General features: G+C 65.9%; 26 protein-coding genes and 1 riboswitch. Of the genes, 18 read left to right on the forward strand and 8 right to left on the reverse strand.

Annotated elements, in window-relative coordinates:
• Positions 1 to 41: 41 nt before the first annotated feature.
• The 9 genes from fmt (at position 42) to hisG (ending at position 8,090) form a co-directional block, all read left to right on the forward strand.
• Positions 42 to 989: a methionyl-tRNA formyltransferase gene (gene fmt / locus FB389_RS01415; protein ID WP_142111035.1), complete on the forward strand. Its 948-nt coding sequence runs from the start codon at positions 42 to 44 to the stop codon at positions 987 to 989.
• Positions 986 to 2,533 carry an RsmB/NOP family class I SAM-dependent RNA methyltransferase gene (locus FB389_RS01420; RefSeq protein WP_142111036.1) on the forward strand — a complete coding sequence of 516 codons (1,548 nt, stop codon included), beginning with the start codon at positions 986 to 988 and terminating at the stop codon, positions 2,531 to 2,533. Before fmt ends, FB389_RS01420 begins: the two co-directional genes overlap by 4 nt.
• A 5-nt stretch (positions 2,534 to 2,538) precedes the next feature.
• Entirely contained in the window at positions 2,539 to 3,201 is a 663-nt protein-coding gene (rpe, locus tag FB389_RS01425) for a ribulose-phosphate 3-epimerase (protein WP_142111037.1), read from the forward strand.
• A 16-nt stretch (positions 3,202 to 3,217) separates the two neighbouring features.
• Positions 3,218 to 3,340: riboswitch (FMN riboswitch) on the forward strand.
• 44 nt (positions 3,341 to 3,384) lie between these two features.
• Positions 3,385 to 4,482 carry a bifunctional diaminohydroxyphosphoribosylaminopyrimidine deaminase/5-amino-6-(5-phosphoribosylamino)uracil reductase RibD gene (gene ribD, locus FB389_RS01430; RefSeq protein WP_246043462.1) on the forward strand — a complete coding sequence of 366 codons (1,098 nt, stop codon included), beginning with the start codon at positions 3,385 to 3,387 and terminating at the stop codon, positions 4,480 to 4,482.
• A complete protein-coding gene (locus FB389_RS01435) occupies positions 4,482 to 5,084 on the forward strand; it encodes a riboflavin synthase (RefSeq protein WP_142113392.1) in 603 nt (200 codons plus the stop codon). Before ribD ends, FB389_RS01435 begins: the two co-directional genes overlap by 1 nt.
• Positions 5,084 to 6,337, forward strand: a complete 1,254-nt coding sequence (ribA, locus tag FB389_RS01440) for a GTP cyclohydrolase II (protein ID WP_142111038.1) — start codon at positions 5,084 to 5,086, stop codon at positions 6,335 to 6,337. Before FB389_RS01435 ends, ribA begins: the two co-directional genes overlap by 1 nt.
• Complete coding sequence (gene ribH, locus FB389_RS01445; RefSeq protein WP_142111039.1) at positions 6,334 to 6,807, forward strand: 6,7-dimethyl-8-ribityllumazine synthase; 474 nt, start codon at positions 6,334 to 6,336, stop codon at positions 6,805 to 6,807. The genes ribA and ribH overlap by 4 nt, the downstream gene beginning before the upstream one ends.
• Positions 6,808 to 6,969: 162 nt before the next feature.
• A complete protein-coding gene (locus FB389_RS01450; RefSeq protein WP_142111040.1) occupies positions 6,970 to 7,233 on the forward strand; it encodes a phosphoribosyl-ATP diphosphatase in 264 nt (87 codons plus the stop codon).
• 11 nt (positions 7,234 to 7,244) lie between these two features.
• A complete protein-coding gene (gene hisG / locus FB389_RS01455) occupies positions 7,245 to 8,090 on the forward strand; it encodes an ATP phosphoribosyltransferase (RefSeq protein ID WP_142111041.1) in 846 nt (281 codons plus the stop codon).
• 102 nt (positions 8,091 to 8,192) lie between these two features.
• On the opposite strand, the gene FB389_RS01460 is transcribed toward hisG, so the two are convergent.
• A complete protein-coding gene (locus tag FB389_RS01460; protein WP_246043463.1) occupies positions 8,193 to 10,220 on the reverse strand; it encodes a DEAD/DEAH box helicase in 2,028 nt (675 codons plus the stop codon).
• A 233-nt stretch (positions 10,221 to 10,453) separates the two neighbouring features.
• On the opposite strand from FB389_RS01460, the gene FB389_RS01465 reads away from it, so the two are divergent.
• From FB389_RS01465 to FB389_RS01500, 8 genes are all read left to right on the forward strand, one after another.
• On the forward strand, positions 10,454 to 11,002 hold the full coding sequence (locus tag FB389_RS01465) for a CDP-alcohol phosphatidyltransferase family protein (RefSeq protein WP_246043464.1): 549 nt from the start codon (positions 10,454 to 10,456) through the stop codon (positions 11,000 to 11,002).
• Positions 11,003 to 11,050: 48 nt separating this feature from the next.
• The gene (locus FB389_RS01470; protein WP_142111043.1) at positions 11,051 to 11,833 is read left to right on the forward strand and encodes a DUF881 domain-containing protein; all 783 of its coding nucleotides are present in this window, start codon (positions 11,051 to 11,053) and stop codon (positions 11,831 to 11,833) included.
• 71 nt (positions 11,834 to 11,904) lie between these two features.
• A complete protein-coding gene (locus tag FB389_RS01475; RefSeq protein WP_142111044.1) occupies positions 11,905 to 12,237 on the forward strand; it encodes a small basic family protein in 333 nt (110 codons plus the stop codon).
• Between the two features lie 2 nt (positions 12,238 to 12,239).
• Positions 12,240 to 13,085: a DUF881 domain-containing protein gene (locus FB389_RS01480; protein ID WP_142111045.1), complete on the forward strand. Its 846-nt coding sequence runs from the start codon at positions 12,240 to 12,242 to the stop codon at positions 13,083 to 13,085.
• A gap of 111 nt (positions 13,086 to 13,196) precedes the next feature.
• Entirely contained in the window at positions 13,197 to 13,667 is a 471-nt protein-coding gene (locus FB389_RS01485; RefSeq protein WP_142111046.1) for an FHA domain-containing protein, read from the forward strand.
• A gap of 125 nt (positions 13,668 to 13,792) precedes the next feature.
• On the forward strand, positions 13,793 to 14,458 hold the full coding sequence (gene ftsR, locus FB389_RS01490) for a transcriptional regulator FtsR (protein WP_142111047.1): 666 nt from the start codon (positions 13,793 to 13,795) through the stop codon (positions 14,456 to 14,458).
• A 211-nt stretch (positions 14,459 to 14,669) separates the two neighbouring features.
• On the forward strand, positions 14,670 to 15,248 hold the full coding sequence (locus FB389_RS01495; RefSeq protein WP_142111048.1) for a MerR family transcriptional regulator: 579 nt from the start codon (positions 14,670 to 14,672) through the stop codon (positions 15,246 to 15,248).
• A gap of 258 nt (positions 15,249 to 15,506) precedes the next feature.
• Entirely contained in the window at positions 15,507 to 15,860 is a 354-nt protein-coding gene (locus tag FB389_RS01500) for an RNA polymerase-binding protein RbpA (RefSeq protein WP_142111049.1), read from the forward strand.
• Positions 15,861 to 15,872: 12 nt separating this feature from the next.
• Here the strand turns inward: FB389_RS01500 and FB389_RS01505 are convergent, their stop codons facing one another.
• From FB389_RS01505 to FB389_RS01535, 7 genes are all read right to left on the reverse strand, one after another.
• On the reverse strand, positions 15,873 to 16,676 hold the full coding sequence (locus FB389_RS01505) for a polyprenol monophosphomannose synthase (RefSeq protein ID WP_142111050.1): 804 nt from the start codon (positions 16,674 to 16,676) through the stop codon (positions 15,873 to 15,875).
• 73 nt (positions 16,677 to 16,749) lie between these two features.
• On the reverse strand, positions 16,750 to 19,566 hold the full coding sequence (locus FB389_RS01510; RefSeq protein WP_142111051.1) for a DEAD/DEAH box helicase: 2,817 nt from the start codon (positions 19,564 to 19,566) through the stop codon (positions 16,750 to 16,752).
• Positions 19,567 to 19,578: 12 nt separating this feature from the next.
• On the reverse strand, positions 19,579 to 20,352 hold the full coding sequence (gene tatC, locus FB389_RS01515) for a twin-arginine translocase subunit TatC (protein WP_342776009.1): 774 nt from the start codon (positions 20,350 to 20,352) through the stop codon (positions 19,579 to 19,581).
• Between the two features lie 2 nt (positions 20,353 to 20,354).
• Positions 20,355 to 20,561, reverse strand: coding sequence for a twin-arginine translocase TatA/TatE family subunit (tatA, locus tag FB389_RS01520; RefSeq protein ID WP_142111052.1), 207 nt, complete (start codon positions 20,559 to 20,561; stop codon positions 20,355 to 20,357).
• Between the two features lie 63 nt (positions 20,562 to 20,624).
• Positions 20,625 to 20,936: a DUF4175 domain-containing protein gene (locus FB389_RS01525; RefSeq protein ID WP_142111053.1), complete on the reverse strand. Its 312-nt coding sequence runs from the start codon at positions 20,934 to 20,936 to the stop codon at positions 20,625 to 20,627.
• A gap of 9 nt (positions 20,937 to 20,945) precedes the next feature.
• Positions 20,946 to 22,007, reverse strand: coding sequence for a helix-turn-helix transcriptional regulator (locus FB389_RS01530; RefSeq protein ID WP_142111054.1), 1,062 nt, complete (start codon positions 22,005 to 22,007; stop codon positions 20,946 to 20,948).
• Positions 22,000 to 23,052, reverse strand: coding sequence for a helix-turn-helix transcriptional regulator (locus FB389_RS01535; RefSeq protein ID WP_170207821.1), 1,053 nt, complete (start codon positions 23,050 to 23,052; stop codon positions 22,000 to 22,002). The genes FB389_RS01530 and FB389_RS01535 overlap by 8 nt, the downstream gene beginning before the upstream one ends.
• Positions 23,053 to 23,087: 35 nt before the next feature.
• Here FB389_RS01535 and FB389_RS01540 point away from each other — a divergent pair, with 35 nt between their 5' ends.
• The gene (locus FB389_RS01540; RefSeq protein ID WP_142111056.1) at positions 23,088 to 24,272 is read left to right on the forward strand and encodes a DUF3866 family protein; all 1,185 of its coding nucleotides are present in this window, start codon (positions 23,088 to 23,090) and stop codon (positions 24,270 to 24,272) included.
• The last annotated feature ends 78 nt before the right edge of the window (positions 24,273 to 24,350 follow it).

A 24,350-nucleotide genomic window follows, 5' to 3' on the forward strand; every position in this document is an offset into this window, starting at 1 on the left:
CGACTTGGATGGCGCCGCGCGGACCACTAGGCTCAGCCATCATGCGTATTCTATTTGCCGGCACGCCCGAGGTGGCTATTCCCTCCTTGGAGGCGTTAGCCGGATCGTCCCATGAAGTGGTGGGGGTGCTCACGCGCGCGGATGCCCGCAGGGGGCGCGGGCGCGCCCTGCGGGCATCTCCGGTGAAGGTGCGGGCCGCGCAGTTGGGCCTCGACGTGTCGACCGAACGCCCGCGCGGGGAGGAATTCGAGGCGTGGCTGCGTGACAAACGGGTCGACGCCGTCGCGGTAGTCGCCTACGGGGAGATTCTGCGCCCCGCGGTGCTGGAAATCCCGGCACACGGCTGGATCAACCTGCATTTCTCCTTGCTGCCGCAGTGGCGCGGGGCCGCCCCCGTCCAGCGTGCAATCATTGCCGGTGATGAGTTCACGGGTGCCACCACGTTCGTCATCGAGCCCGATCTGGACACCGGTCCGATCATCGGATACGTCACCCAGCGCGTTTCGCCCGGCGCTACTTCCGGCGAGCTTTTCGACCTCCTCGCGCACGCCGGGGCCGGACTGATGGTGGCCACGATGGACGCGATAGCGGATGGATCGGCCGACCCGCAACCGCAATCCGGGGCACCAACCTACGCCGCCAAATTGACGCCCGCCGAAGGCGAAATTCAATGGACGAGGCCCGCCCTCGCCGCCGCCCGGCACATCGCGGGATTCACCCCGGACCCGGGAGCCTGGACCACCTTGCCGGGGGGAGCGCGCCTCGGCATCGGCCCCGTCAGCGTGGCCCGGCCCGATGACGACCGCCTGGGCGGGCGCACACTCGCACCGGGGCAGGTCCTGGTCACCAAGCGGGCAGTGTTTGTGGGAACGGGAACGGCCGCGATCGAGCTGGGCGAGGTGAGCCCGCAAGGCAAGAAGCCGATGAATGCGGCCGACTGGGCGCGCGGGGCCCGCTTGAGCGACGACACGAGGCTGGGGGAGAGATGAACCAACGATCCGGGCAGGGCCGCGGTGGCGGGCGCGATGACCGGCCGCGCGCCCGCGACGGCAGGCGTGACAGCGCGGGGCATCAGCGCGGGGCCGCCCGCATGCGCGGGGACGGCAGGAGATCCGCCGCTGCGCCATCGATGCGAGACCGGTCGAGCGATGAGCCGCGCGCGGCCGCCTTCGATGTTCTTGTGGACGTCGAAACGAATGACGCATACGCAAACCTGGTGTTGCCGGCCCGGCTTGCCCGCGCCGACCTGGGCGGCCGCGATGCAGCATTCGCCACGGAGCTCGCGTACGGGACCTTGCGGATGCAGGGTCACTACGATGCCATTCTTTCCGAGTGCGTGGACCGCGCGCTGCCCGACATCGACGCGCCGGTGCGCGTCGCACTGCGCCTGGGTGCCCATCAATTGCTTGGCATGCGCGTTCCGGCGCACGCCGCGGTGTCGCAAACCGTCGGGCTGGTGCGCCACAAGATCGGCGCCGGACCGGCACAGTTCGTCAACGCGGTGCTGCGAAAGGTAAGCACCAAAACGGCCGACCAGTGGCAAGCCGGAATTGCGGCGCAGCTGAGCGACCCGGTCGAGCTGGCCTCGTTCACCTATTCCCATCCCGCTTGGATCGTGCGCGCCTTGAAGGCCGCCCTGGTCGCCAACGGGCGCGATCCGGGCGAACTCGAAGAGCTGTTGCGCGCCGACAATACGCCCGCGCCGGTCATGCTCGTCGCGCGCCCGGGCCTGATCGACCCGGCCGAATTGCTCACCCACAGCGGCGGCGGGCGGGTCGCACGGCTCTCCCCGTTCGCGGTGGAGGCCGGCGCGGTACCGCCGCGCCACATCGCGGCAGTCAAGGACGGACGCGCAGGGGTGCAGGACGAGGGAAGCCAACTAGTGGCGCTGGCCCTGGCTGCGGCGCCCATCGACGGCCGCGACAAGCGCTGGTTGGATATGTGCGCGGGCCCCGGCGGGAAGACCGCACTCCTGGCCGCCCTTGCGGCCCGGCGAGGCGCGCGCGTCGTCGCCAACGAGGTGCAACCGCACCGCGCGGGTTTGGTGCGGAAGAATGTTGCGGCCGCCGCGCCCGGATCAATTGAGGCGGTGCGCACCGCGGACGGACGCGACATCGGCGGGGACGAGCCCGGGTCATTCGATCGGGTCCTTGTCGATGCCCCCTGCACCGGCCTGGGGGCGCTGCGGCGCCGTCCGGAGGCCAGGTGGCGCAAGCAGCCGAGCGATCTGCCCGAGCTTTCGGCACTGCAACGCGAACTGCTCGAATCGGCACTGGCGGCGGTGCGGCCCGGGGGAATCGTTGCGTACGTGACCTGCTCCCCGCACGTCGCCGAAACGAAGCTGGTGGTCGACGACGTGATCCGCGGTCGTGATGACATCGAAATCGTCGATGCGGCGCGGGTACTGGAATCCGTCGTCGTCGATCCAGGCGACTCGCGCGTCGATTTCGGTGCCGGGCCCGCGATCCAGCTGTGGCCGCACATCCACCACACCGATGCGATGCATGCCACCATGTTGCGCCGTCTACGCTAGGAACCATGAACGCCCGGATACACCCCAGCATCCTGTCCGCCGACTTCGCAAACCTGGAACGCGACCTACACGCGATCGCGGTGGCGGATGCGGCCCACGTCGACGTGATGGATAACCACTTCGTCCCCAACCTGACGCTTGGTGTTCCCGTCGTCGAGCGTTTGCAGCAGGTTTCCCCGATCCCGCTCGACGTGCACCTGATGATCGAGGATCCCGATCGGTGGGCGCCGCAGTACGCGGAGACGGGAGCCGAGTCGGTGACGTTCCACGCGGAGGCGGCCGCCGCGCCGATCCGCTTGGCGCGCGAGCTGCGCAGGCTCGGATCGCGGGCCGGGTTGGCGTTGCGTCCGGCAACCCCCATCGAGCCGTTCATCGACCTGCTGCCCGAAGTCGATATGGTGTTGATCATGACCGTCGAGCCCGGATTCGGCGGTCAGCCCTTTATCGACGCGATGCTAGCCAAGGTGCGCCGCACCCGGCAGGCAATTTCCGCCGCCAACCTGCCCGTGTGGTTGCAGGTTGACGGAGGAATCGCACCCAGCACAATCGAAAGAGCGGCACTGGCCGGTGCTGATGTGTTCGTGGCCGGGTCGGCGGTGTTCGGAAGCCCCGACGCGGCTTTAGCCACCAGCGAACTGAGACGAATGGCCGACCTGCACGCTCACTGATTGTGCCAAGATAGAACAAGTGCTCTGGGGTCGGTGAAAGTCCGAACCGGCGGTGAAAGCCCGCGACCCGCGCGCCCGCGCGGTTGACTCGGTGGAATTCCGAGGCCGACGGTGAGAGTCCGGATGGTAAGAGCGCACGCCTGGTTCAGTCGTGCCCTCCCGGTGCGGAAGTAGGAGCTAACGGTGCAGGCAGGGCAAGGCCGCGCGGAAGAGATCCCGGATATCCTCAACGAGGAAGAGGCTCTGGAATTAGCCGTCGAATTGGCGAAGCGCGGGCCAGGTGGTCAGGCGAATCCGCAGGTGGGTTGCGTGATCTTGCAGCCCTCGCGGCATGACTTCGGCGGGCAAAGCGCCGTCGTCGGCGTCGGGTGGCATCGCGGCGCCGGAACCGACCACGCGGAGGTTGCCGCCATCAAGAGTGCGCAACCGGTCTCCCTGGTCGGCGCGACGGCCGTCGTGACCCTCCAACCATGCAATGCGACCGGAAGCACGGGCCCCTGCGCGCAGGCGCTGGTTGACGCGGGGATTCGCCGGGTTGTCTACGCCGTATCCGATCCGGCCGCGCAGGCCGCGCAATCCGACGACTACCTTCGCAAGCACGGCGTGCAGGTCGTGGGACCGCTGACTGCCGATGATGGATCGGTTCCGCCCCGCGCGTACGAACTGGTGCGGCGCTGGCTCCTCGCCCAACAACGACGCCGTCCCTATGTCATTGTCAAATCCTCGGCGTCGCTCGATGGCCGTATCGCCGCCCCCGACGGTTCGAGTCGGTGGATAACTGGGGCGCGTGCGCGCGCGTTCGCCCACTTCGTTCGCGGCAACATGGGCGCGATCATTGTGGGAACCGAAACCGTGCTGATCGACGACCCGCTGCTCAGCGCGCGCAGGCCCGACGGATCCGAGGGACCATTTCAACCCCTGCGCGTGGCGATGGGAATGCGGGACGTGCCCGCGGCGGCGAAAATTCGCACCGGCGACCACTTTGTGCACGCGCGCACCCGCGACCCGCGCAGCGCCCTCGCGCAACTGTGGGAGTTGGGCGTGTCATGCGTCCTGGTCGAGGGCGGCGGGCAGGTGATTTCGGCTTTCCTGGCGGCCGGGTTGGTCGACGAGATCCACGCCTACATAGCCCCCATGCTGCTCGGTGCCGATGGCGTGCCGAGCGTGGGCCCGACGGGCATTACTACGCTCGCGCAGGCGCCACGGTTCAGCGTGCGCGATGTAAAGCCCCTCGACCCCGACGTGCTGCTGGTTCTCGATACGACGACGCTGGAGAAGTGATGTTTACGGGCCTCATCGAAGAAGTCGGGGACGTAGTTGAACTGCGTTGGCCGGACGCGGACAGGCGCGATGCGCACCTGCGCATCCGCGCGGCCAGGGTGACCGACGGTGTCGCCGAGGGCGATTCGATAGCGGTGAACGGGGTTTGCCTGACCGTAACCGAATTCGGCGACGGCATTTTCGGGGCCGATGTGATGCCGCAAACGATCGATGTGACGACCATCGGGAAGCTCAAGGTCGGATCCAGGGTGAATCTGGAGCGCGCTTTGGCCGTCGGCGATAGGCTGGGCGGTCACATCGTGCAGGGTCACGTCGACGGCACGGGAACGCTGATCTCACGCGCGCCGGGCGAACGCTGGGACGTGCTGGCAATAACGCTGCCGGACGAAATTGCTCCCTATGTCGCAGGGAAGGGATCCATCGCCGTCAACGGGGTGTCCCTGACCGTCGCGAATGTGGGCGCGGACCGATTCGAAGTCTCGCTCATCCCGGAAACGCTTGCACGTACCAACCTGGGTGGTCTGGCCGTCGGAGACGCGGTCAACCTCGAGACCGACGTTCTGGCCCGCCACGTCGCCACATTGATGGAGGCAAGGAACTAATGGGAAGCATTGAACGCGCCTTTGCGGAATTGCGTCGCGGGCGCCCCGTCCTGGTGGCCGACGCACCCGAGCGTGAAAACGAAGCAGACGTCATTTTCTCAGCCGACACGGTGACAACCGACTGGGTCGGATGGACCATCCGCCACTCTTCCGGCTACCTGTGCGCACCGATGCCGAGCACGCGGGCGGACCGCCTCGCTTTGCCTCTCATGGTTCCGCAATCTCAAGACCCCCGCCGCACCGCCTACACGGTCACCGTCGACGCCGCGCAGGGCGTGACTACCGGTATTTCCGCCGCCGACCGCCACCGCACGCTGCAGGTTCTGGCAGATGATAACGCTACGGCCACCGACCTGATACGTCCGGGCCATGTGCTGCCGCTGCGCGCGGCCGCGGGGGGAGTCCTGCACCGGGCCGGTCACACCGAGGCGGCGGTCGATTTGTGCCGCAACGCCGGTGTCGGCGAGGTAGCCGGGATAGCGGAACTGGTCCGCGACGACGGATCGATGATGCGATTCCCGGATGCGCAGCACCTGGCCGACCGCGAAGGCCTGGAACTCATCACGATCGCCGACCTGATCGAATGGCGCAAAATCCACGACCCTATCGACGGTTCGGTCGATTCCGATCCCCAAGAAAGCCGGGTCGTGCGCGATGCCAGTGCGGATCTGCCCACCGAATTCGGCCTATTCACCATCACGGGCTACCGGGATCTGCGCACCGGCGCGGGCCACGTCGTCCTGGTTCCCAAGGATGTCGCGCGACCTTCCGCTGTTCCGCTGGTTCGCGTCCACTCGGAGTGCCTGACGGGAGACGCACTCGGATCCCTGCGCTGTGACTGCGGGCCGCAACTGCACGAGGCGATGCGCCGCATCGCCAGCGAGGGTGGCGCGCTGGTGTACCTGCGCGGACACGAGGGGCGCGGCATCGGGCTGCTCGCCAAGGTGCGGGCCTACGCGCTGCAAGATCAGGGCCGCGACACCGTCCAGGCCAATCTGGACTTGGGACTGCCCGCCGACCGGCGCGAATTCGGCGCCGCTGCCGCGATTCTGCACGACATTGGCCTCGATGCGCTCAGATTGCTCACAAACAACCCGGCGAAGGCCGCGGGACTGCGGGCGCACGGACTCAACGTTTCCGAGGTGCTGCGCCTCGAGGTCGGGCGCAATCCGTTCAACGAGGCGTACCTCGAAACCAAGCGAGCCTCCATGGGACACACGCTGTCCCCCCTGCACACAAAGGAACAATCATGAGCGCAAACGGCGCACCGACCATAACCGACATCGATGGGCGCGGGCTGCGGGTCGTCGTCATCGCGGCCCAATGGCACACGCGCATCATGGATGCACTGGTGGACGGCGCGACGCGGGCGCTCACCGCCGCGGGCGTGGAAGACGTCACCTTGATTAGGGTCCCGGGCACATTCGAGCTATCCGTCGCGGCCTCGCGTTTGGCGGCCTCCCGCCCCGACGCGATCGTGTGCCTGGGCGTCGTGGTGCGCGGCGGCACGCCCCACTTCGAATACGTTTGCGAGAGCGTCACCGTAGGTTTGACGCAGGTCTCCGTGGCGACGGGCATTCCCGTAGGATTCGGCGTGCTGACCGTCGACAACGAACAGCAGGCCATCGACCGCGCCGGCCTGCCGGGCAGCAGCGAGGACAAGGGAGCCGAGGCGGCCCAGGCCGCCGTGTACACCGCACTGGCGCTGAGTTCGTTCGAATAGGCCGCGGGGATCAGCCGCGGCGCCGAGAGGAAACCGTCGCGGCCGTCCCGCGCGAGACATACGCACATGCGGGGCGTGCCTGCAAGCGGGACGGGGCACTCGTCCTTCGCCCTGGGACCTTGCGGTTCGCCACGGGGCCATTGGTACGTCTAGGCTTACCTGGTGAAAAACTTCGAGGAACTCTTTTCCGAACTTCAACGCAAAGCAACCGAGCGCCCCGCGGACTCGGGGACCGTCAAGGAACTCGACGCGGGGATTCATTTCATCGGGAAAAAGGTGATCGAGGAGGCCGGCGAGGTGTGGATCGCCGCCGAGTACCAAAGTGACGAGGAGCTGAGCGAAGAAATCTCGCAGCTGCTGTACCACTTGCAGGTGCTGATGGTGGCTCGCGGCCTTTCACTCCAAGACATCTACCGCTACCTCTAAGGGATATTTCGTTGTTACGCATTGCTGTTCCCAATAAAGGTTCACTTTCCGAACCCGCAAGCCAGATGCTGCGCGAGGCCGGATACCGCCAGCGGCGCGATTCGCGCGAACTTGTCCTGACCGACGTAGATAACGACGTCGAGTTCTTCTTTTTGCGCCCGCGCGACATCGCCGTGTACGTGGGATCCGGAACCGTCGACGTTGGAATCACGGGGCGCGACCTGCTGCTCGATTCGGATTCGAAGGCCGTCGAGCATTTGGCGCTAGGCTTCGCGCGCTCGACGTTCCGTTTTGCCGCCCCCGCGGGGGAATACACCTCCATCGAGGACGCCGACGGGAAGCGGATCGCAACGTCGTACCCGGTTCTGGCGCTCAACTATCTGCGCGACCGCGGGATCACCCCGGCAAAGGTGGTGCGGTTGGATGGCGCCGTCGAGACGGCAACCCGGCTCGGCGTTGCTGACATCATCGCGGACGTTGTCGAAACCGGCACGACGCTGCGCGCCGCCGGCCTAGAGATATTCGGCGAACCGCTATTGCAATCCGAGGCCGTGTTGGTGCGCGCAGCGGACGCCGATGACGACAAGTTGGCGGTCTTGACCCGGCGCCTCCAGGGCGTGCTCACGGCCCGCCGGTATGTGCTCATGGACTACGACGTGCCCACCGAGCTTCTCGATAAGGCCGCAGCCATAACCCCCGGTTACGAATCGCCCACGGTTTCCGACCTGCACGATGCCGGGTGGAAAGCGGTTCGCGTCATGATCCCGCGCGACCAGGTCAATTCGATCATGGACGCGCTCTACGACATCGGCGCGCGCGCCATCCTGGTCACGCAGATTCTTGCCAGCCGCGTCTGACTGAGACGGGAGCTGCGGCTTACCGCGGTTCCCGGCCATACACGAGTGGCGCTGGCCGGACCCGATGCGGGTCCGGCCAGCGCCACTGTCGCTTTCCGGGGGCTATTTGCCCTTGCGCCAGCCGCCTGCGGAGTTGGCACCGCGGTCGAACCTGGCGCCGCGGTCGAACCTGCCGCCGCGGTCGAACCTGCCGCCGCGGTCACCGCGATCGGTGCGGTCGAATTTGCCGCCGCGATCATACTTGCCGCCGCGATCGCCGCGGTCACCGCGGTCGGTGCGATCGTATCGTCCGGCGGAGCGTTCGTCGCCGCCCTTGCGCTCGTAACGCGCTTTGCGATCGGTACGAGGTCGAGGCCCCTCGTCCTCTTGTAGGCGCAGTTGCTTACCGCCCAGGCGCACCTTGCCAAGTTTAAGTACCTGCTCGGGGGACAGTGGCGTGTTGATCTCGACGAGCGCGAATGACCCAAACATCGCGATCTTGCCGATGTCCGCCCCGCGCAACCCGCCCTCATTCGTCAAAGCGCCAACGATACCGCGCGGTTCGGCGCCCGAATCGAATCCGACCGACACTCGATAGCTGGTACCGTCCCCGGCGCTGCGTCCGCGGTGCACGGGACGCTGATCGTCGCGAACCTGTCGTCCGCGGATGCGCCCGTCGCGCGTCTCGGTCTGCCCGTCGCGGAACCTGCTCGCCTTGAAGTCGCGACGCGAACCGCCCTCGTCGTTGTAGTCGCGGGCCACCCGCTTGGGTGCCTGACGCGCCGAAGATATCTCGTCGTGTTCGGCTTGTTCGGCCGCGCTGCGGCTGGACGGCCCCTCGTCGCCAACCCCCATGGCGATGACGGCAGCAAGGACTTGATCGATTTCGAGCGCCGATTCTTCGACGAATTCGCGCGCCAGCTTCGAGTAGAGCGACAACCGGCCCTTTTCGACGCGGTCGGCGACGCTTGCCAGAAGGCGCTTGGCGCGGTGGGCGGAAACGTCAGCGGGGGAGGGAATGTCGATCTCGGTGATCTCCGTGCGCGTCACCCGCTCGATGCCGCGCAGCTTCCCGCGTTCCCGCGGCGACACGAACGTGATGGCCGTGCCCGTGCGCCCGGCACGCCCGGTGCGCCCGATGCGGTGCACGTACGCCTCGGCTTCACGCGGCAGGTCAAAGTTCACGACCAACCCGATCCGGTCAACGTCCAGGCCCCGCGCCGCAACATCCGTGGCCACCAGGACGTCAAGACGGCCCGATCGCAGGCGGTCAACGATCTTCTCTCGCTCGCGCTGGGCTACGTCGCCGGAGATCGTCGCGGCGGACACGCCGCGGGCCACCAGTTCAACGCCCACCTCTTCGGCGGATGCCCTCGTCCGGCAAAATACGATGGCCGCGTCGGCGTCGGTCGTCGCGAGAATACGCGCCAAGGCACCGACCTTGTGCTTGAGCGGCACGACCGCGAAGCGCTGGGCGACGCTGGTGACGGTGGACGACTGACGTGCCACGGCAATCTCGACCGGATTCGTCAGGTGTTCGCGGGCGACACGCTTGATGGCGGGCGGCATAGTCGCGGAAAAGAGCGCGACCTGGCGCTCCGTGGGGGCGTGCGAGAAGATCGTGTCGACGTCCTCCGCGAATCCCATCCGCAGCATTTCATCCGCCTCGTCGAGCACGAGCATGCGGACTTCGGAAAGATCTGCCGTGCCCTTTTCGATGTGGTCGATCACGCGCCCGGGGGTGCCAACGACGACTTGCGCCCCGGCCTTGAGCGCGGATATCTGCGGGCCGTAAGGGGCCCCGCCATACACGGCAACGATGTGGACGTTTTTCGAATGCTTGGCAAGATCCGTAAGCGCGTCGGAGACCTGAATGGCAAGTTCCCGGGTCGGAGTCAGGACAACTGCCTGAACGGCCCGCTGGTCGGGGTCGATGGTTGCCAAGAGGGGGAGGCCGAAGGCCGCGGTCTTGCCGGTGCCGGTCTGCGCGATCCCCGTAATGTCACGGCCCTCAAGGAGCGCGGGGATGGCCTGGCTTTGAATCTCGGTCGGCTCGGTGAAACCGAGCGCGGTCACTGCCTCAAGTAGGTCGGAGGGAAGACCGAGCTGAGCGAATGTCGTCGGTTCGGTGTTCGAGGGGTCAGAAGGCATTGCGAAAAGGACCGCTTTCGGTGGGGGGAATGCAAACGTTGGCCGGGCGCGGCTAACGTGAAGTGTGCCAAAATAAGATCGGCGCATCAGTATGAATACGTACATCATACTTTGCTAGGCAAGAATCACTGTTGATAGAGGGCCCACCGCAGCAGGCGCGGGTCGGAACCGGGGGAGATGGTACTTTGGCGCAATCCCCGAAACCAACAAACCGCATCGTCACCATTCCCAATGTGATCAGCACCATCCGCCTGGTGCTGGTGGCAATGTTCGGGGTGCTGGTGGCGTCCTCACACGAGGTTGCAGCGATCGTTGTTCTTGGCATTGCAGGCTTTTCCGACTGGTTGGATGGGTTCCTTGCACGCAGGCTCAACCAGGTCTCAAGGCTCGGCCAAATGCTCGATCCGATCGCGGACCGGGTGCTCATCATTGCCTCGCTGCTCGCACTCGCCTACCGAGACGTAGTGCCCTGGTGGATCGTGGCTTTGGTCTTTGGTCGAGAAATCCTGCTCGCTGCGCTGCTCGCCGCGGCGCGCCCGCGCGGCTACCAAACCTACGAGGTTTCTAAGCACGGAAAATTGGGCGCATTCTTGCTGATGGTCGCCTTCCCCCTGCTGTTGCTGGCCATGGTGGTGGGACCCGCGCATGAGGCCATCAAGGCGATCGGCTGGGCGTTCATGATTTGGGGCGTCGTCGTGTACTGGCTCGCCGGCATCGACTACGCGGCAGCGGCTTTGCGGGTGCTCCGGCGCCCGGCCCTGGCGCCCTCCACGGAGGGATGACCGGTGGCGGTACCCGATCCGGATAGGGCACGTTCCAAGGCTGCGTCCATGAACCTCCTGCAAGAGGTCATGGATCATCCGCTCGACCCGGGGTACATCGCTGCCAAGCAGCGCTTGCGCGATCGTCCGCGCCACACCATCTGGAGCACGGCCACCTGGACCATCGTGGCGATAGTCGCGGGCGTTGCGCTTGCTGCCGCCGTCGTGCAACTGCGCGCCCCGAAGCCCGCTGTGACCGAAACCCGCGCGCTCCTTGCATCAGAGATCACGGAGCGTCGCGAATCGGTCCGCAGCCTCGAGGCCCAAAACGAGGCTCTGCACAAGCAGATATCGACCCTGAGTAGCCAGGTGTTGTCCGCCGCCGGCACCGCGACCGCGACGGCTAATCTGGGCGAGGCGATTGCCCTATGCTCGACGCCCGTGACGGGGGAGGGCGTTGTCGCAGTCGTGTCGGACGGCCCCGGCGCCGACACCGACGACGCGGCGCGGGTCCAGGACTCTGACCTGCAAGCGTTGGTGAACCAGCTTTGGGTTTCGGGCGCCGAGGCGGTGACAATTAACGGCACCCGCATCGGTCCCACATCCGCGATTCGCGGTGCCGGGGGCGCGATTTTGGTCAGCCTGGTTGCGCTTTCGGCTCCGTACACCGTGCAGGCAATCGGTTCCGCCAACGGGCTCCAGATCGCGATCGCCCGCTCGAACGTCGCCGATGAGTTCAGCCAGCTGCACACTGCCTACGGTATCGGCCTCGAAATCTCGGGGTCTTCGAGCATTTCGATGCCCGGCGCCGCCATTCCCGCCTTGAAATATGCGAAACCTGTTGCAGACTAGATGCGGAGTGCACGTTCGCGCAGCGCCGCCTACCCCTGCGCCGCCGCCTCTATCAAACAAAGGAGTCTCCAGTGATACCCGTGATCGGATTGATTGTCGGCATTGTCGCTGGTCTAGTCCTGCAACCTAGCGTCCCGGTGGGTCTGCAACCGTACCTTCCCATAGCGGTCGTGGCGGCGCTCGACGCGCTGTTCGGCGGGCTGCGCGCGGTCTTGGACGGGATGTTCAACGATCGAGTCTTCCTGGTCTCGTTCCTTTCAAACGTGACCATCGCCGCATTCATAGTGTTCCTGGGCGACCAGCTCGGCGTTGGCACGCAGCTATCGACCGGCGTCGTGGTGGTCTTGGGCATCCGGATCTTCTCGAATGCCGCAGCTATCCGTCGGCACCTGTTTAAGGCGTGATTATGGAGCCCAGCCCGCGCCACGGACGGCACCAACAGTCGTTTTCGCCAGACGATTCATCGACGAGTTCCCCGTCTCCCGCACCCGCGGCGCCCGATAGCGTGCGGCCTCCCGCCGCCGCGGAGTCGGCCCCGGCAGGTCACCGCGCGCCGTCCCGGCGCCTCCTGCGGATTCTTGCGCCGCGTTTCACCCGGGCGCAACTACTGGCCGCATTGCTGAGCGCCGTCGTGGGGTTCGCGGTGGTGGTGCAGGTCAACCAGACCCAGTCTGACGGTCTTAGCAGCTTGCGGCAGGCGGATCTGGTCCGGTTGCTTGATGAGGTGACACAACGCGGTCAAACCCTTGACACGGAAAGGCAGGAACTCCAGGCGCAGGTCAACCGGCTCCAGGAAAGCTCCAGCGCGGATCAGGCGGCACGCGATGCGGCGCGCCAGGCCCAGCTAACCCAGCAGGTCCTGTCCGGCGAGATACCGGTCCAGGGCGAGGGAATTACCGTGACCGTGACCGGCACGGTTTCGGTCGCAACGATGGTGAGCGTGCTACAGGAATTACGAAACGCCGGCGCGGAGGCAATTTCGGTCAACGACGTGCGGATCATCGTATCTTCGGGCGTGACGCTTTCCGGCACGTCGCTGGCTATAGACGGTCAGGTGCTGGAGCAACCGTATGTCTGGCGGGCGATTGGCGATCCCTCGACGCTGCAACCGGCCCTGGAGATCCCGGGCGGGGCCCTTGCGTCCTTGCGTAACGGTGGCGCCAAGGCGACCGTCACGCAATCAGACGACTTGCAGATTGCCGCGATTGCAGACCCGCCGGACCCCAGCTACGCGGAGGAAGAAAGCAAATAGGTCTCGGCCGCGCCGGGGTCGTCACAATCCACAGGCATGCACGATAGAGTTGTAGCGGTTGACCTGCGGGTCAGCCCAGTTTTCCGTACTTTATGAGCATCGGGGGAGACCATGCCAACAGAGGACCCGGCGGACCAGAAGCCTCAGGAGTCTGTAGTTCCCAACGTCGAGACGACGATCTCCTTTGGCACGCCCGAATCGACGGACAGCGCTCGGGCGCGGGTAGCGCTGTCTGCACAAGAAAGTGCACTGGTCCAGGCCCTGCCGGATGGCACATCGATCCTCATCGCGCACCAGGGACCCGGCAGCGGTTCGCGGTTCCTGCTCGACACCGACGCCGTGACGGCGGGCCGCAGCGAGCGCGCCGACATCTTCTTGGATGACGCGACGGTGTCGCGCAAGCACGCCGTTTTCGAACGCGCCGACGGGGGATTCCGCGTCCGCGATGTCGGTTCGTTGAACGGAACGTACCTCAATCGCGAACGGATCGACGCCGCTCTGCTGCACACGGGCGATGAGGTGCAGATCGGCAAGTTTCGACTGACCTATTACGCCAGCCCGCAGTCGGAATCCGGCCAGTGACGCCCGCCTTCGCCCCACGGGGTCGCTCCACAGCTGATGACGATGCGCATTGCGCGCGCGGGCCCGTTGCCGACGATTCGCCGCGCGGCGAGCGGTGGCCCCGGGGGTTTTCGCGCCGCGCTACCATGCGGATTTCTGACGTCCTGGCCGCGCTGCAAGCCGAATTCCCGGCGGTAACGCACTCCAAATTGCGGTTCTTGGAAGAGCAGGGCCTGGTCGAACCTACCCGGACGGCATCCGGTTACCGCCAGTACAGCCCGGCGGACGTGCAACGCCTGCGGTTCGTGCTGGGGGAGCAGCGCGACCGCTACCTGCCGTTGAAGGTCATCAAGGAGAAGCTGGCGGATCTGGATGCAGGGCTGGACGCGAGCACGCAGCCGCTGATTCCGACGGTCATTTCGCGCGATGGAGTGACGGCCGCCAAGTCGCTGAGCATGTCGGTGAGAGCCGTCGCTCAGCGAACCTCGGTCGATGAATCAATCGTCAACGACTTTGTCCTGCAGGGACTCATCGACACGGTCGGCAACGGCGAGTTGGCACCGTGGGCGGACGAAATCGTGCGTCTCGGTGCGGCGCTACAGGAGCAAGGATTGGACGTTCGGCACCTGCGGGCCCTGCACACGGCGGCGCAGCGCAATGCGGACCTGGTCGAGCAGGTAGTACGCTCCATCGGGCGTCCGGGGTCGCCCGCCACGCAGGCCCACCGGGCAAGCGTGGCGGCGGAAATCGGTGAGAACATATCCCAACTGTTCACGGCTTCCTTGCGTCAGGCGCTTGCCGAAATACGGTGACTCGTTCGCGTCTTTGCGCAGCAAGCCTAACCTTCTACTTGACCTTTAAGGATTGCTGACCGACACGCCGACAATGTCGTTGCTTACGGGCCACCCACTCCGTAGGTTTAGTGCGTGAGCCGGGAAGCCTCCGGCGATCATTCCGCGAACCTCGTGCCACCCCGAATTGGTGGCATGATGGTCCTATCACCAAGCAGTCGGAGGACTCCCAGTGAACGACACAACTCACCGCCGCGGCGCCGCGAGTGACGCGCGGCCTGTGCGCACACAGGGCCTGCTCTTCGACGAGGACCTTCCCGAGCTTGACGGCTCCCAGGGATACCGCGGGCCGGTGGCTTGCAAGGCAGCAGGAATCACCTACAGGCAGTTGGACTACTGGGCTCGCACCGGCCTGGTGGAGCCCACGGTCAAGTCCGCGACCGGATCCGGTACCCACCGGCTGTACAGCTTCCGGGACATCCTGGTCCTCAAGGTCGTCAAGCGCTTGCTGGATACGGGCGTTTCTTTGCAACAGATTCGCACCGCCGTCGAACACCTGCGCGAGCGCGGCGTCGAGGACCTGGCACAGATAACGTTGATGAGCGACGGCGCGTCCGTGTACGAATGCATGTCGGCTGATGACGTCGTCGATCTTGTGCAACGCGGGCAGGGCGTGTTCGGCATTGCCGTTGGGCGCGTCTGGCGCGAGGTTGAAGGCTCGCTAGCCGAACTGCCCACCGAACGCATCGAGGAAGCCGCGACTTCTGGGGATGAATTGTCGGCACGGCGCAAGCGCCGCCAGGCTGGCTGAGCGCCGCACGCGCGGTGGGGAAGGGACGAGGGGGCCTCGTCCCTTTTTCATGTCCCGCATGCGAACATCGCGCTCCGTTAGTGCGATGCATTTCTGCCGCATAATGACATAACGTACATTATCGGCGGAATGTGAGAGGGGTGGAATCGACTAGACTGTCCACGGTAAATCTCGCAGCGTCGTGCTTGGCGGGAACAAATCCGGCCGGCGGCGCGTTATCGCCTACGGATCCTGAAGAACTCGGTATGGAGGCACTACATGGCGGACCGTTCCCTGCGGGGTATGTCGATCGGCTCAAAGAGCATGGAATCTGACGAGGGCGTAGATTTCGCGCCTCGCCAGGAAGCAATCTACGACTGCCCCAATGGCCACACGATCGTGCTTCCGTTTGCGCGCGAGGCAGAAATACCCGCGGCGTGGGAATGCCGCTGCGGCGCCGAGGCGGGACTTCGCGACCCGTCGCTCGCGTCCGCCGAGTCAGACGAAAAGCCCCAACGCCCGGTTCGCACGCACTGGGACATGCTGTTGGAACGCCGCAGCGAAGACGAGCTCAAGGTGCTGCTCGATGAGCGCCTCGACCTGCTGCGCGCCGGGAAACTGCGGCGCGGCTAGCGCCCCGCAGCGTTAGCGGCGGCGCAGGCTACGCAGGCGCCCCTCGCAAGCCTTCACACCGGTGCGGCCCAATTCCCTGAGTTGGGCCGCACGGTGCTTTGCGCCCCAGACGGTAACGTTGATGAGCGCCTCGCGCACAATTGCGCCGGTCATTTTCGATTCACCAGATTCGCGCTCGACGAACACGATCGGCGTTTCGATGATTCTGGCGCCCTGCTGGTGCAAGCGCCACAAGATGTCCACCTGAAAGCAGTACCCCTGCGAGGCGATGTCGCCCAGGTCCAGGGAGGCGATCGCGGCGGATCGATATGCCCTGAATCCCCCCGTGGCATCCCCGACGGGAAGCCCCAGCACGGCGTGCACAAACGTGTTGCCCGTGCGTGAGATCAGTTGCCGCGTGGGCGCCCAGTTCTCGGTGCGGCCGCCGCTGATCCAGCGAGATCCAAGCACGACCGCGGCATCGGGATACGCATCCAGCACAGCGAGCAGCTTCGGCAGATCCTCCGGGCGGTGCGAACCGTCCGCATCCATCTCGACCAGCACCTGGTACCCGCGCTCGAGTCCCCATCGAAACCCCGCCACGTAGGCAGTCCCCAGGCCCATCTTCCCGGCCCGGTGCAGCACCTGGACGTGATCGTCGTCGGCCGCTAGCTTGTCGGCAATCGTGCCGGTCCCGTCGGGGCTGGCGTCGTCGACAACCAAGATGTCGGCTTGCGGCATCAACCTGCGCACGCGCTCAACCGCCACGGGGATGGTCGTTGCCTCGTTGTATGTCGGCATCACAATGAGCGGGCGCTCGTTCTCGGGGTGGTTCATCGTGTCGATTCTCTAGGACAAAGTTGTAGGACCGCGTGACGATCTTATATTCCTTGGGGCGGGGTTTTGTGTGTCACACCCCGCTGTATGCCACCACTCCCCTGCGCACGGCGTCCATGGCGGCAAGGCTGGTGGCGCGTAGCTTCGGCTGGGGAGCAACCGAAGCGATCTGATCCAACACGTCCAGGACCTGCTTCGACCAGCGCACAAAATCGCCCGCGGCCATTTCCGTTCCTCCCAGGGTTGCCTCGAGCGTACGGCCGGCGGCCCACCTGAACATCGGCCCGGCCAGGCCCAATTCCGGCTTCGGGGTCGGATCGAGCCTGCTATCGACTTCTGCCTCCGCGATCGCGGACCAGACTCGGAAGGTGTCGTCGATGGCGTACGCCAGCCGTCCGGTGGGACCGCCCGGCACGTGCTGTCCGCCCCCGCCCTCACGGCGGCCATCGAAGACCGCCGTGGCAACGACCGCGGCCAGTTGCGGCGCCGACAGGTGTGCCCAAATCCCCTGGCGCAGGCACTGCGCGATCAGCAGGTCCTTTTCGGAATAGATGCGCCGCAGCAACGCGCCCGCATCGGACAGGCGCGTTTCGGTGCCGGTGCGCTCAATGTAGCCCAGCCGCAACAAGACCTTACACACGGCATCGAAGCGCGCCACGATTGATCCGGTTCGACCCTGGATCCGCCGCGTGAGTCGCGCATGTTCGGCCGAAAGGTCCATGTATCGGCGCGCCCAGCGCTCGTGTTCGGTGCGTTCGGGGCATCCATGGCACGGGTGGGCGCGCAGCGCACCGCGCAATTCGGTGACCCGGGCCGATTCCTGTGCGCCGCCCGGGGCGCGTTTCGTCGTGGGTGCGCTTTCGGCTCGCTGGGCACCGCGGGCGATAGCCCGGACCTCGTTCATAACCTCCGTGCGATGGGACGCCTTGCGCGGATTGAAGCCGCGCGGCAGCCGCATGCGTCCGACGACGTCAAAGCCATCGGGCGCGTCCCCGGCCGCAAGCATCCGGAATCGCCCTTCCCACAGCACGGGGACCCGCGCGCCCTCGAAGGTAATCTCCGGGCCACCCAGCACCGCGACGGCCGTGCTACGACGACGCTGGCGCACCGCGATGACGTCACCGCGCCGCAACCGTTCGATCTTGCGTGATAGCACCCGCCGGTCCTGCGCGTTGCGATCCTTGCGCTCCTGCTTTTCGGCGCGGCTCAGCTCGGCGCGCAGTTCCATGTACTCCAGGAAATTGCCGCGGTCGCATTGGGCGGCCTCGCGGTACCCGTCCAAGGCGCGCTGCTGCTCCGCCGCCTGCCGCGCCAAACCCACGACCCCGCGGTCGGCCTGGAACTGCGCCAGCGACATCTCCAGGATGTCGCGGGTGCGCTGGTCGCCCACCGTCGCGATTAAGTTCGCCGACATGTTGTACGTCGGACGGAAACTCGAAGTGAGCGGGTAGGTGCGGGTGCCGGCCAGGCCCGCCAGCGCGGTTGGGTCAAATCCCATGTGATCGACGACGACTGCGTGCCCCTCGACATCGATTCCCCGGCGCCCGGCCCGCCCCGTCAACTGCGTGTATTCACCGGCCGTCAGCGCCACGTGGCCGGAACCGTCCCACTTGACCAGCTTCTCAAGGACGACCGTGCGCGCGGGCATGTTGATGCCGAGCGCCAGCGTCTCGGTCGCAAACACCACCTTGACCAGTCCCTGCGAAAACAATTGCTCAACTATTTCCTTGAATAGCGGCAACATCCCCGCGTGGTGGGCGGCAATTCCGCGCTCCAGCGCCTGCAGCCACGACTCGAAGTGTAGAACGCTCAAATCTCCGGCGGGCACGCCCAGGCACTGCGCCTCCGCGATCTCGCGGATCTCGAACTGTTCGCGCGGCGTCGTGAGGGTAATCCCCGCCGCGAGGCACTGATCGACGGCGGCCTCGCACCCCTGCCGCGAAAAGATGAAGTAGATCGCCGGCAACAAATCGGCGTCCGCGAGCAGGTCCACCACGGAGAACCGGGACACCTTTCCGCCGCTATTATTCCGACGAGGATTCCCCCTCCCCTCGGCCCCGCGCCTGCCTTGAAATTTCGCCAATTCGGGGTTCAACGGCAGATCCGCGCTCGACTGCGGAGCCTGCGCCCCGCGCGAGAATCCGCTGTCCTGGTCCGCGTGCGCCACGCCCTCGCGGTAGCTGTACAAGTCAACGAGACGCAGCGCGCCGGGCGCCTCAATGCTGCCGCCGCGCCGGGTGACGATGTGCTGCCACAGCGGGACGGGCCGGTGGTCCGAAACGATGACGTCGATGTCGCCGCGAACCTCGGCGAGCCAGGACCCGAATTCCTCGATGTTGGAAACGGTCGCCGACAGCGCGACGATCTGCACCGACTGCGCCAGGTGCAATATGATTTCTTCCCACACCGGGCCCCGGAATCGATCGGCGAGGTAATGCACCTCATCCAGGATGACGTAGCCAAGGTTGTCCAGCCCCGGAGACGAGGCGTACAGCATGTTTCGCAAAACCTCGGTGGTCATCACCACGACCGGCGCGTCGCCGTTGACCGAGACGTCGCCGGTCAGCAGCCCAACGTTGTCGCGGCCGTGCGCGCGCACTAGGTCGTGATACTTCTGGTTGCTGAGGGCCTTGATCGGGGTCGTGTAGAACGCGCGCTGTCCCCTGACTAGCGCGATGTGGACGGCGAACTCCCCCACCACCGTCTTCCCGGCGCCGGTGGGAGCTGCCACCAGCACACCGGCACCGCGCTCGATGGATTGGCAACCGCGTATCTGGAAATCATCGAGCGGGTACGGCAGATTCGCGGCAAACCTGCCGGATTCGCTCTTTTCGAAGGCCCGGCGTCGCCGATCGTGTTCGTAGCGCTGCGCGGGGGTCGGTTCGGTCACCCGGGGCTCCTTCTATAGACCGTCAGCCAATGCGGCATTGCGGCGCGCTATCCGCCGGTCATGCGACCAGCACACCACCAGCGCAATGCCGTACAGCAAACATATGGGTATGGCCACCAGGATCATGGTCCACGCATCTGGCGTGGGAGTCATGACGGCGGAGAAAGTGAAGGCCAGGACGACCGCCCAGCGCCAACCGTGCGCCCACGTGGACGCCATGACGATTCCCGCGAAGTTGAGCGCGACCATGACGATTGGAAGCACAAACGCTAGGCCGAACGCGATCATCAGGCGCATGACGAACGAGAGATACGCCTGCGCGTCAGTGAGGTTGGTGGCCCCGCGCGGCACGAATTCTGTCAGCACCAGCACCGCCCGCGGCAGGACCAGCCAACCGAGCGCCGCCCCCGCCGCGAACATGGGAAAGGCCGCCCCCACGAAGCCCAGCGCGTAGCGACGTTCCCGCGTCTTCAACCCCGGAGTGATGAAAGCCCACAACTGATAGAGCCACCACGGCGAGGTGCCGATCAGGCCCAGGAACAGCGCGACCTTGAGCCGCACGTCGAACGCCGAGGTCATCCCCGTGAAGTTGATGTTTATGATCGAGCCGTTGCGGGCCGCGGCTTCCAACAGCGGGCGTTGCATCGTGTCGAAGACCGGATTGAACGCGAACCATCCGGCGATCGCCCCCAGCACGACGCCGATGAGCGAAAGCAGCAATCGCTTACGCAGTTCGGCCAGGTGCTGCGCCAGCGGCATCCGCCGCGATGCATTGTCTTTTGCCACCGCTACTTGTGGTCGTCCCGGCCCGTGTCATCCTTGCCGGCGCCCTGATCCGTCGGGTCGCTGCTGTTCAGGTCCTTCATTTCCTTGCGGAATACCTTCATCGACTGGCCAAGGTTCTTGGCGATGGACGGCAAGCGCGCGGCACCGAATACGATGACAAGCACAATGATCAAAATGATCCAGTGGCTAGGTTCACGTAGTCCCGGCACGTCTCGCTCCTCATAATCCGACAACAGGTCTGGCCCAGTCTAGTTCACCGCCGGGCACTTAGGTCACTCGTTGAAGTGCGACCACTGGCCCCAGCGAATTCGGTAGCGCGCGTACCGCTCCTGGCGGCGCAGCGCGCGCGCCAGCCGGCGTTCGTTTCTGTACGCCCGAGCGGCATCCACATCACCCAACGCGACTATTGGCCGCGGCAACGTACCCACGTCAGGGTGTCGCTGTCCCACCGCTTCCTCGAGTCGACTAAGCGCGTTTTCCGCGGTGTTCATGAGGTTGCGTGCACGTCGCCACAGCCACCAGGCTAACAGCCCCGTCCACACCGCGGCCGCCACGGCCAGGATGACCCACATCCACCAACGCATGGATAAAGGCTAGCCGATCGGCTCCACCCGCGTGCCGTCGGCAGCCGCTGGATCGTGCTCGTCCGTCGCTGGGTCGCGCTCGCCCGCCGCGGCGAAGGCGTATCGCTCCGTGTAGTGCGCCAGCGCCCGCCGGGCCCGGCGCGCGGCGTCTTCTTGCAACTGCGGCGGGTCCACCGCGACCAGCCGATCGGCGTGCTGCAGCAGCAGCCCCGTCAGCCATTCGCGGTCCGACGTGCGGAATTCGACGGTGAAGGTGCCGTCGCCGTGTTCGGTTAGCGCGTCCAAGCGCACCTGCTCCGCCACGGCCCGGGCCTGCGACGTGAGCGTGAGGCGAACGGAGATGGCGGACTCGTCGAAATTGAAGCCGCCGACAATGGAATCCCCCAACTCGCCGGTCGCGTGCTCATTCGGTTCGCGCAAAGGGGTAACCGAACCGATACGATCCAAGCGAAAGCGCCTGGCGCCCCCGGCGGCGAGGCACCAGGCCTCCACGTAGGTACGCCCGCTCTCGCTCGTTATGCGCAGGGGCTCTATGGTGCGTGTCGTGGTCTGATCCGACAAGCTGGTGTAGTCGATTTCGATGCGGTGCCCGTCGCGAACGGCCTGGCGAACCAGGTCGAAGATGCCCGGCTCGACCGCATTGAACCACTGCACGTCCACTCCGTTTTCGGCATCCGGTTCCGTGCGCAGCAACGCCTCGTTCGTGTCATCGAACAGCGCCGCAACCGGGCCGTCTATGCCCACCTGCTGCACGGTCGCGCGCAGCGCCTGGAGGGACGCACTCAGCGCCAGCACCTCCCGGTCGGAAAGCCCGAACGTTGTGTGCGCATCCTGCGCCTCGCGCAACGTTGCAATTCCCCTATCGAAATCATCGGAGTCGAAATCGATGAGGTCGTCGGGCATCCCGCCCGGGCGTCCCGACAGCCACAAGAAGTTGATGTCCTTCTTGATCTGTGCGGGGGTGGTGCCAAATCGCTGCGCCAGGTGCGACATCGGTACCTGCCCCGCGTTGTTGAGGTAAGCGAGCATGCTGATGAGCCGCACGAGGCGTTGGGACGAGGTCTCAGCCATGGTCGGGGTCGCCTTCCTGATCGCTAAACGCGCCTGTGTGATCGCCGGGGACCGCGTATCCCAGGGCCGCGCGCCGCAGCAGATCGATGACTTCGTCGCGCAGCGAGACGGGGCTGCGGACCACGACCGCGTCGCCCAATTGCGCTAGGTCGCGCGCGAACGTGCCACCGGGTGCGAACCTTACGGTCGCCAGGTCGTAACCGTCCTGCGCGGGCTCGATTGCGACCGCGCGTTTGCGGAGAGCGACCGCGCGCCCCGGCGCAAGCAGCAGTTCGGCCTCCCGGTCGGCGATCGGCGTCAAGGGCTTGGTCGCCTCGCGGATGACGGCCGCGTCGGGGATGCGGTACGCATTCGATCTCCCCCGCGTGGTCACGTTCCCCACGATGCGATCGAAGTGGAACACGCGGCCGGCTTTCCTGTCGCGATCGAATCCGACGACGTACCAGCCGGTAGTCCGCACCACGATCTGCCACGGCTCTATGGTCCGCTGCGACAGCTGTCCCGAATGGGCGGCCCGGTAGGCGAACTTGACGACGCTGCGATTGGCGCGGGCGTCCATGATCGTCTCACGCGCCTGCGCATTCGAGACCACGATCTCGATGGATTCCGGTGCCATCGCGCTGTCGGCAATCGTGTCGGCGTCGATATCGAGGCCGAGCGCCCGCAACTTCATCAATGCCGTGTCAATGTCGGTTTGCGGCGCCGCAGTGCGCGCCATGCTTGCGGCGATGCCGAGGAGCGCAAGCTGCGGGGGGCTGAACCAGCCGGTGTAGTCGCCGTGGCCGGGTGGGTCGATACGGTATCGCACGTCCTCCCCCGCTCCGTCCAGGCCTATCGTTTCGACATCGATACCCAGCGTCCGCAGGGATTTCTTGTCGCGTTCGAACATGCGATCGGCGCTGGTGTTGATCTCTTCCCCGGCCAGCGCGGAGGGATAGCCGTCGACTTTCCGGAATATCTCCCGCTTGGTCATCCCGTGCCGGGTTTGACGCAAAGCGATGGCCAACGACAGCAGTCGCTGTTCCGCACTCACCTTGGCATTCACAGGAATAACAGTAGCGTTGGCGTACCGTATATGGAGTGATCCAAACCCGGCGTGGCATAGTATCGCGGCTCGGCGCGGCCTGGCGCGGGGCAGTTGTCGCATTTGTCCGTACGACCAGCGGAAACACCGTGCGGGCGATCGCGTATCCCGACATGGTCGGGGATATCCACGAAGGGTGCGAGGTGCTGCTCAATACCTCCGCGCTCGAACGCGGCCTCGGTACGGGCGGCTACGCCTTTGTTATCGCCATTATCGACGAGGCCGCCGCGTCCCTTCCCGCGCCTCCCGAATCGAACGGTGGTTTAGGCGCCGGCGCGGGTCCCGGAGGTGGTTCCGGCGTTCGCGCGCGCAACCTGGGGCACTTGGTTAAGGCCCGGTACACGCCGCTGCAGGCCATGGTCCAATCGGTCGACGAACAGGATTCGATCCATCACGCCGCCCTGCACGACGCGGATTCGATCGGTGGCATGCCGGTAGTCGTCGCGGACCTGCATTCCTCTCTTCCCGCGGTCATTGCGGGAGCGCGGGCCTCGTTCATGAAGAAAACAGGGCGCTGGCCCACGATCGCCTACGTGATGACGGATGGCGGGGCATTGCCCGTGTGGTTCTCGCGCAATGTTGCCGCCCTGCGCGAGGATGGTTGGATCGACGCGACCATTACCTGCGGGCAGGCATTCGGAGGCGACCTGGAGACGGTCACCGTGCACACGGCCCTGCTCGCGGCGCATTTGGTCGTCGCCGCCGACCTGGCAGTGGTCATTCAGGGGCCCGGAAACCTGGGAACCGACACGCGGTGGGGCTTTTCCGGCGTCGCGGTCGGGGAGGTGGTCAATGCCGCGGGAACGCTGGGGGGACGCCCCGTGGCGGTGCTGCGAATGTCGCAGGCCGATGCCCGCGACCGCCACCTGGGGCTATCGCATCACACCGTGACGGCGCTGGGGCGCGTCGCCCTGCGGCCGGCCGACCTGGTCCTTCCGCCGCCCCCCGCACCCTGCCCGCCGTGGTGGGAAAAGAATGTTGCGGCACGCCTGGCGCCCCTGGTCGCCCCGGGCGGTCTGCACCGCCTCGTCGCTTTCGACGCGGAAATCGACGCGCGCGCCCTCGCGGCGACGTCCTGCGTGCCCCTGTCCACGATGGGGCGGACCCTGGACCAAGACGAAATAGCCTTCACGGCCGCCGTTGCCGCCGGATATCACGCCGGGATGCTTGCGGGCAACTAGCGACCGGAATATGAGACCTCGATCACAATGCGATCACGGGCAATATCGTATTTAACATTCCGTTAGGTAGGGTTGACG

It is taken from the genome of Rarobacter incanus, assembly GCF_006715765.1.
Taxonomy (GTDB): Bacteria; Actinomycetota; Actinomycetes; order Actinomycetales; family Cellulomonadaceae; genus Rarobacter; species Rarobacter incanus.

Coding starts and splice junctions, on each gene's coding strand:
- fmt (WP_142111035.1), top strand. CDS start 42: ATGCGTATTCTATTTGCCGGCACGCCCGAGGTGGCTATTCCCTCCTTG.
- FB389_RS01420 (WP_142111036.1), top strand. CDS start 986: ATGAACCAACGATCCGGGCAGGGCCGCGGTGGCGGGCGCGATGACCGG.
- rpe (WP_142111037.1), top strand. CDS start 2,539: ATGAACGCCCGGATACACCCCAGCATCCTGTCCGCCGACTTCGCAAAC.
- FB389_RS01435 (WP_142113392.1), top strand. CDS start 4,482: ATGTTTACGGGCCTCATCGAAGAAGTCGGGGACGTAGTTGAACTGCGT.
- ribA (WP_142111038.1), top strand. CDS start 5,084: ATGGGAAGCATTGAACGCGCCTTTGCGGAATTGCGTCGCGGGCGCCCC.
- ribH (WP_142111039.1), top strand. CDS start 6,334: ATGAGCGCAAACGGCGCACCGACCATAACCGACATCGATGGGCGCGGG.
- FB389_RS01460 (WP_246043463.1), bottom strand. CDS start 10,220: ATGCCTTCTGACCCCTCGAACACCGAACCGACGACATTCGCTCAGCTC.
- FB389_RS01470 (WP_142111043.1), top strand. CDS start 11,051: ATGAACCTCCTGCAAGAGGTCATGGATCATCCGCTCGACCCGGGGTAC.
- FB389_RS01480 (WP_142111045.1), top strand. CDS start 12,240: ATGGAGCCCAGCCCGCGCCACGGACGGCACCAACAGTCGTTTTCGCCA.
- FB389_RS01485 (WP_142111046.1), top strand. CDS start 13,197: ATGCCAACAGAGGACCCGGCGGACCAGAAGCCTCAGGAGTCTGTAGTT.
- ftsR (WP_142111047.1), top strand. CDS start 13,793: ATGCGGATTTCTGACGTCCTGGCCGCGCTGCAAGCCGAATTCCCGGCG.
- FB389_RS01500 (WP_142111049.1), top strand. CDS start 15,507: ATGGCGGACCGTTCCCTGCGGGGTATGTCGATCGGCTCAAAGAGCATG.
- FB389_RS01505 (WP_142111050.1), bottom strand. CDS start 16,676: ATGAACCACCCCGAGAACGAGCGCCCGCTCATTGTGATGCCGACATAC.
- FB389_RS01525 (WP_142111053.1), bottom strand. CDS start 20,936: ATGCGTTGGTGGATGTGGGTCATCCTGGCCGTGGCGGCCGCGGTGTGG.
- FB389_RS01530 (WP_142111054.1), bottom strand. CDS start 22,007: ATGGCTGAGACCTCGTCCCAACGCCTCGTGCGGCTCATCAGCATGCTC.